The following is a 4699-nucleotide window of genomic DNA, read 5'->3' on the forward strand; positions in this document are numbered from 1 at the left end:
TATATCAGCCGTAACCGAAAGGCATCTCTGGCGGTGGAAGAATTGCTGAAAGTATATGATGCTCTTAAAGCCTTTGGTATTCAGGATCATATTGTTATAGACATGGGAGTTTTAAGAGGACTGGATTATTATACCGGCGTGGAGTTTGAAGGTTATTCACCCGATCTGGGATATGGGTTGCTGGGTGGAGGACGCTATGATAAACTTTTGGGTAAATTCGGATTCCCGTGTCCGGCCACCGGCTTTGCTCTGGGTATGGACCGGCTTGCATTGGTGGCCGGTCAGCAGACCGAAAAGGCAGTTCATTATCTGGTCGGGGGAACCGATTATCAGGCTATGGCCAGGAAAGCCGATGAATTGCGGCGTGAGGGCCATGTGGTCGAATTGGCGCTGGAATCCAACCGCAGGGAAGAACTGGAGCAAAAGATAAAGAGCCGGGAAAACTGCATTCTGGTTTACATATAATGGAGGATAATAATATGGGAAATAATTGCCTGACCGTTGCCCTTTCCAAAGGGACCTTGCTTAAACCCACGGTTGCTCTTTTGCAAAAAGCCAATCTCCCGGTGGAAGGACTCCACGAAGACAGCCGCAATATGGTATTTACCTATGAAGAAAGTAATATAAAATATATTATGTGCAGGCCTACGGATGTGCCGGCTTATGTAGAGTATGGTGCTGCTGATGTGGGTATTGTCGGTAAAGATGTAATCGTAGAACAGGGCAAAGATGTATTTGAAATGGTTGATTTGAAATATGGTTATTGTCGATTCGTCGTGGCAGTTCCGGCTGAAATGAAAAATTGTTCTCTCAAAGATTTAAAATATAAACGGGTGGCTACCAAATTCCCGGTGGTAGCAGAGCGCTATTTCCGGTCCCAGGGTCTGCAGGTGGATGTAATTACCTTGCATGGAAATATTGAACTGGCGCCTTTAATGGGCCTGGCGGATATGATCGTCGATATCGTTTCTACCGGCAGAACCTTAAAGGAAAACAACCTGGTGGAACTGGTGAAGATAATGGACTCCACTACTCGACTGATAAGCAACCGGGTAAGTTACAGAACTAAATACGAGCAAATCCAACCTTTGGTTGAAAAAATGCAAACAATAGTGAAAGGCGGTAGTGAAGGTTGAAAATAAAAAGATTTAGCACTGCAGCAAGCAATCTTGAAGAATTCCTTAAAACCAGCGAAATTGATACTTCTTCCTTTGAAGAAAATGTGAAGAAAATCGCGCAGGAAGTCAGGGAACGCGGTGATGAGGCTGTACTGGATCTCACTTTAAAATATGATGGGGTACAGCTCAATCAGAAAACGCTGATGGTGTCTGATGCTGAAATCGAAGAAGCGTATGAAAAGGTGGATGATGATTACCTGTTTGCTCTGCGTAAAGCCATTGATAACATTATGATTTATCATTCAAGGCAGAATCGCAATTCCTGGATGGAGACCGACGAGGCTGGAAATGTAACGGGACAAGTTTACCGGCCGATTAAACGGGCAGGTATCTATGTACCGGGAGGAACTGCCGCCTATCCGTCCTCAGTGCTAATGAATGCTATCCCGGCGCAGGTTGCGGGTGTGGAACAGATCGTCATGGTTACTCCGCCGGGCCGTGACGGTAAACTTAATCCTTATACTCTGGTTGCGGCTGCCGAGCTGGGACTGGAGGAAATATATAAAATGGGCGGTGCCCAGGCTGTTTTTGCTCTCGCCTGGGGGACTCAGACTATTCCCAAAGTGGATATAATCACCGGTCCGGGTAATATTTACGTTACTCTGGCTAAAAAGATGGTATATGGTGATGTGAACATTGATATGCTGGCCGGACCCAGTGAGATATTAATAGTTGCTGATGCCGTTGCTAATCCGGTGCATCTGGCCGCCGACATGATGTCCCAGGCGGAACATGATGTACTGGCACGCAGCATACTGGTGACCGACAGTGCTGCTCTTATTAATAAAGTAGAGCAAGAGCTGAAAAGACAGATCGAAAAACTGGAACGCAAAGCTATGATAGAAAAAGCCCTGAATGACTATGGGGCTTTCATTCTGGTCAATAATATGAGTGAAGCCTGTGCGGTGGCCAATCTGGTGGCACCCGAACATCTGGAGCTGATGGTGGAACATCCTTTTGAAATGCTGCATCAGATTCAAAATGCCGGGGCCATTTTCTTAGGTGCAAATACACCGGAACCGGTGGGCGATTATTTTGCCGGACCTAATCATATTTTGCCAACCGGCGGTACCGCCAGATTTTATTCACCGGTAACGGTAGATACATTTAAAAAGGTATCAAATATAATATACTACTCGGCTCAGGGCATTAAAGATAATTGTGATGATATTATCCGGCTGGCGGAAGTTGAAGGTCTGACTGCTCATGCCAATAGTGTGAAAGTCAGAAAGGAGGAGTAAGATTTTTGGAGACCAGAAGTGTTGAAATTCAGCGCAAAACCAGCGAAACCGAAGTTCTGCTGCAGCTTGACCTGGATGGAACCGGTGTACACCAAATTGATATTGAGATTCCTTTTCTGAGCCATATGATGACCCTTTTTACGGTACATAGTCTGTGTGATGTAAAGATAACTGCCCGGGGAGATATAGAGGTGGATGATCATCATACGGTAGAGGATATTGGTATTTGCTTTGGTCAGGCGCTAAAAGCGGCTCTGGGCGAGAAACGGGGGATTAACCGCTATGGCGAGGCTACTGTTCCGATGGATGAGGCTCTGGCCCGTACGGTGATCGACCTTTCCGGCCGTTCCGGTCTGGTTTTTGCGGCGGATTTGCCCCGGGAAACACGGGGAGGGCTTTCCTCTGAAAATGTGAAGGAATTCTTCCAGGCGGTAGCCAATAATGCTGATATTACTCTGCATATCGATTTGCTGCGGGGCAGTAACACGCATCATGCTATTGAAGCTATTTTCAAATCCTTTGCCCGGGCTATGAAACAGGCGGTAAGTTACGAGCCCAGGATAGAAGGAGTATGGTCTTCCAAAGGAAATCTCTAGTTCAAGACGGAGACACATGGATTCAACCAACTATAAGATGGATAATTGACGGGGGTTGCAGAATTGATTGCAATAATAGATTATGGTATGGGTAACCTGGCCAGTGTGGCCAATGCTTTTGCCAAATTGGGTTTTGAAGCTTATATTACTTCCGATCCGGAAATGGTTTTGCAGGCGGATAAGGTAGTATTGCCCGGGGTGGGGGCTTTTGCCGATGCCATGCACAACCTGAAAAAGACCGGAATGGACCAGGTTATATATGAGACAGTCAAAAGGAATACACCCCTTTTGGGAGTATGCCTCGGGTTGCAGCTGCTTTTTACTTCCAGCGAGGAAAACGGCTTTCACCAGGGACTGGATATAGTAAAAGGACAGGTTTTGCGGATTCCTCCGCACTACAAGGTACCCCACATGGGTTGGAATGAAGTCCGCCCCCGGCCTGAGAGCAGATTATTTAAAGGAATTCCGGCCGGCAGCTATTATTATTTTATCCATTCTTACTATGTGGCTCCGGAAGATGCTGACTGGAGTGCGGCGGTGACTGATTATGGTTTTGATTTTACCTGTGCAATTGAAAAGAATAATATTTTTGCTACGCAGTTTCATCCGGAAAAATCGAGTGAGTCCGGATTGTATATACTAAAGAATTTTGGAGGGATGTAACAATGATTATTCTACCAGCAATCGATCTCAAAGACGGTCAGTGTGTACGTTTGGTACAGGGGGCACTGGAAAACAAAACGGTTTACTCAGATACTCCGGCTCAAGTAGCGGCCTCTTTCCAGGCTAAAGGTGCGGAATATTTGCATATAGTCGATCTGGATGGAGCTTTTGCCGGCCGTCCTGCCAACCTCGATGCGATAAGGGCTATTGCAGCGGAAGTTAAAATTCCTTTTGAAGTAGGCGGCGGTCTGCGTTCGATCAGAGATGTAGACCGGATGTTGGAATTAGGTGCCAGCCGGGTTATTATTGGTACCAATGCCTTGAATGAGTTCTTCCTCAGCCAGATGCTGGAGGAGTTTGGGCCTGACAAAATTATTGTGGGACTCGATGTCAAAGATGGAATGGTAGCTGTAAAAGGATGGGTGGAGAAATCTGAAGTTAGTGCCATTGACCTGGCCTGCCAGGTGAAAGAGCTGGGAATTAAAACCGCAGTATTTACCGATATTTCCCGCGATGGTCTATTGCAGGGGCCGAATTTAAGTTCGGTTGAGGAAATAGCCAAGGCCAGCGGTCTTAAAATAATCGCTTCCGGCGGGGTGGCGACGGTTGAGAATATACAGGCCTTAAAGGCCCTGGAATCTGCCGGGGTATGCGGAGCCGTAATAGGCAAAGCCCTCTATGACGGCAAAATTACTCTGGAAGACGCTCTGGCGGCAGCTAAATAGAAATATAATCGTAACATTGGAGCGGAGATTCAAGCTTGGGGTTGCTCCTAGCAAAGAAACCGGGAGTGTGAAGCCTTCGCTGCAATGCTCGATACATTCCATTGCAGCTTTTGGTAAATCTATATAGCACTGTAGGTGAAGCTTCAGCTTCCGGTTATTTATCGGAAATACACGGTGGCTGAAGTTTCCTCTATATAATACACTTGAAATGGGGGAGCGAAAAGACGTCCCCAGGCCTTAAAAAATATTGGAGCGGAGGGTTAAGTTATGCTGGCCAGAAGGATAATACCCTGTCT

At 46.5% G+C, this 4699-nt stretch carries 6 protein-coding genes; all 6 read left to right on the top strand.

Features of this window, described 5'->3' with window-relative positions; genetic code table 11:
- The coding region (locus tag B3W37_RS07335) for an ATP phosphoribosyltransferase regulatory subunit (protein WP_483175220.1) at positions 1-465 on the top strand (465 nt) is incomplete at its 5' end.
- Positions 466-479: 14 nt separating this feature from the next.
- Positions 480-1136, top strand: a complete 657-nt coding sequence (gene hisG, locus B3W37_RS07340; protein ID WP_483175221.1) for an ATP phosphoribosyltransferase — start codon at positions 480-482, stop codon at positions 1134-1136.
- Positions 1133-2419, top strand: coding sequence for a histidinol dehydrogenase (gene hisD / locus B3W37_RS07345; RefSeq protein WP_483175222.1), 1287 nt, complete (start codon positions 1133-1135; stop codon positions 2417-2419). Before hisG ends, hisD begins: the two co-directional genes overlap by 4 nt.
- A gap of 5 nt (positions 2420-2424) precedes the next feature.
- A complete protein-coding gene (gene hisB, locus B3W37_RS07350; protein ID WP_483175223.1) occupies positions 2425-3015 on the top strand; it encodes an imidazoleglycerol-phosphate dehydratase HisB in 591 nt (196 codons plus the stop codon).
- A gap of 63 nt (positions 3016-3078) precedes the next feature.
- Positions 3079-3678: an imidazole glycerol phosphate synthase subunit HisH gene (hisH, locus tag B3W37_RS07355; protein WP_483175224.1), complete on the top strand. Its 600-nt coding sequence runs from the start codon at positions 3079-3081 to the stop codon at positions 3676-3678.
- A 2-nt stretch (positions 3679-3680) separates the two neighbouring features.
- Positions 3681-4403 carry a 1-(5-phosphoribosyl)-5-[(5-phosphoribosylamino)methylideneamino]imidazole-4-carboxamide isomerase gene (hisA, locus tag B3W37_RS07360; RefSeq protein ID WP_483175225.1) on the top strand — a complete coding sequence of 241 codons (723 nt, stop codon included), beginning with the start codon at positions 3681-3683 and terminating at the stop codon, positions 4401-4403.
- Positions 4404-4699 lie beyond the last annotated feature (296 nt).

It is taken from the genome of Syntrophomonas sp. UBA5494 (genome assembly GCF_002426325.1).

Excerpts from the sequence above, each read along its gene's own strand:
- hisG (WP_483175221.1), top strand. The coding sequence starts at position 480 with ATGGGAAATAATTGCCTGACCGTTGCCCTTTCCAAAGGGACCTTGCTT.
- hisA (WP_483175225.1), top strand. The coding sequence starts at position 3,681 with ATGATTATTCTACCAGCAATCGATCTCAAAGACGGTCAGTGTGTACGT.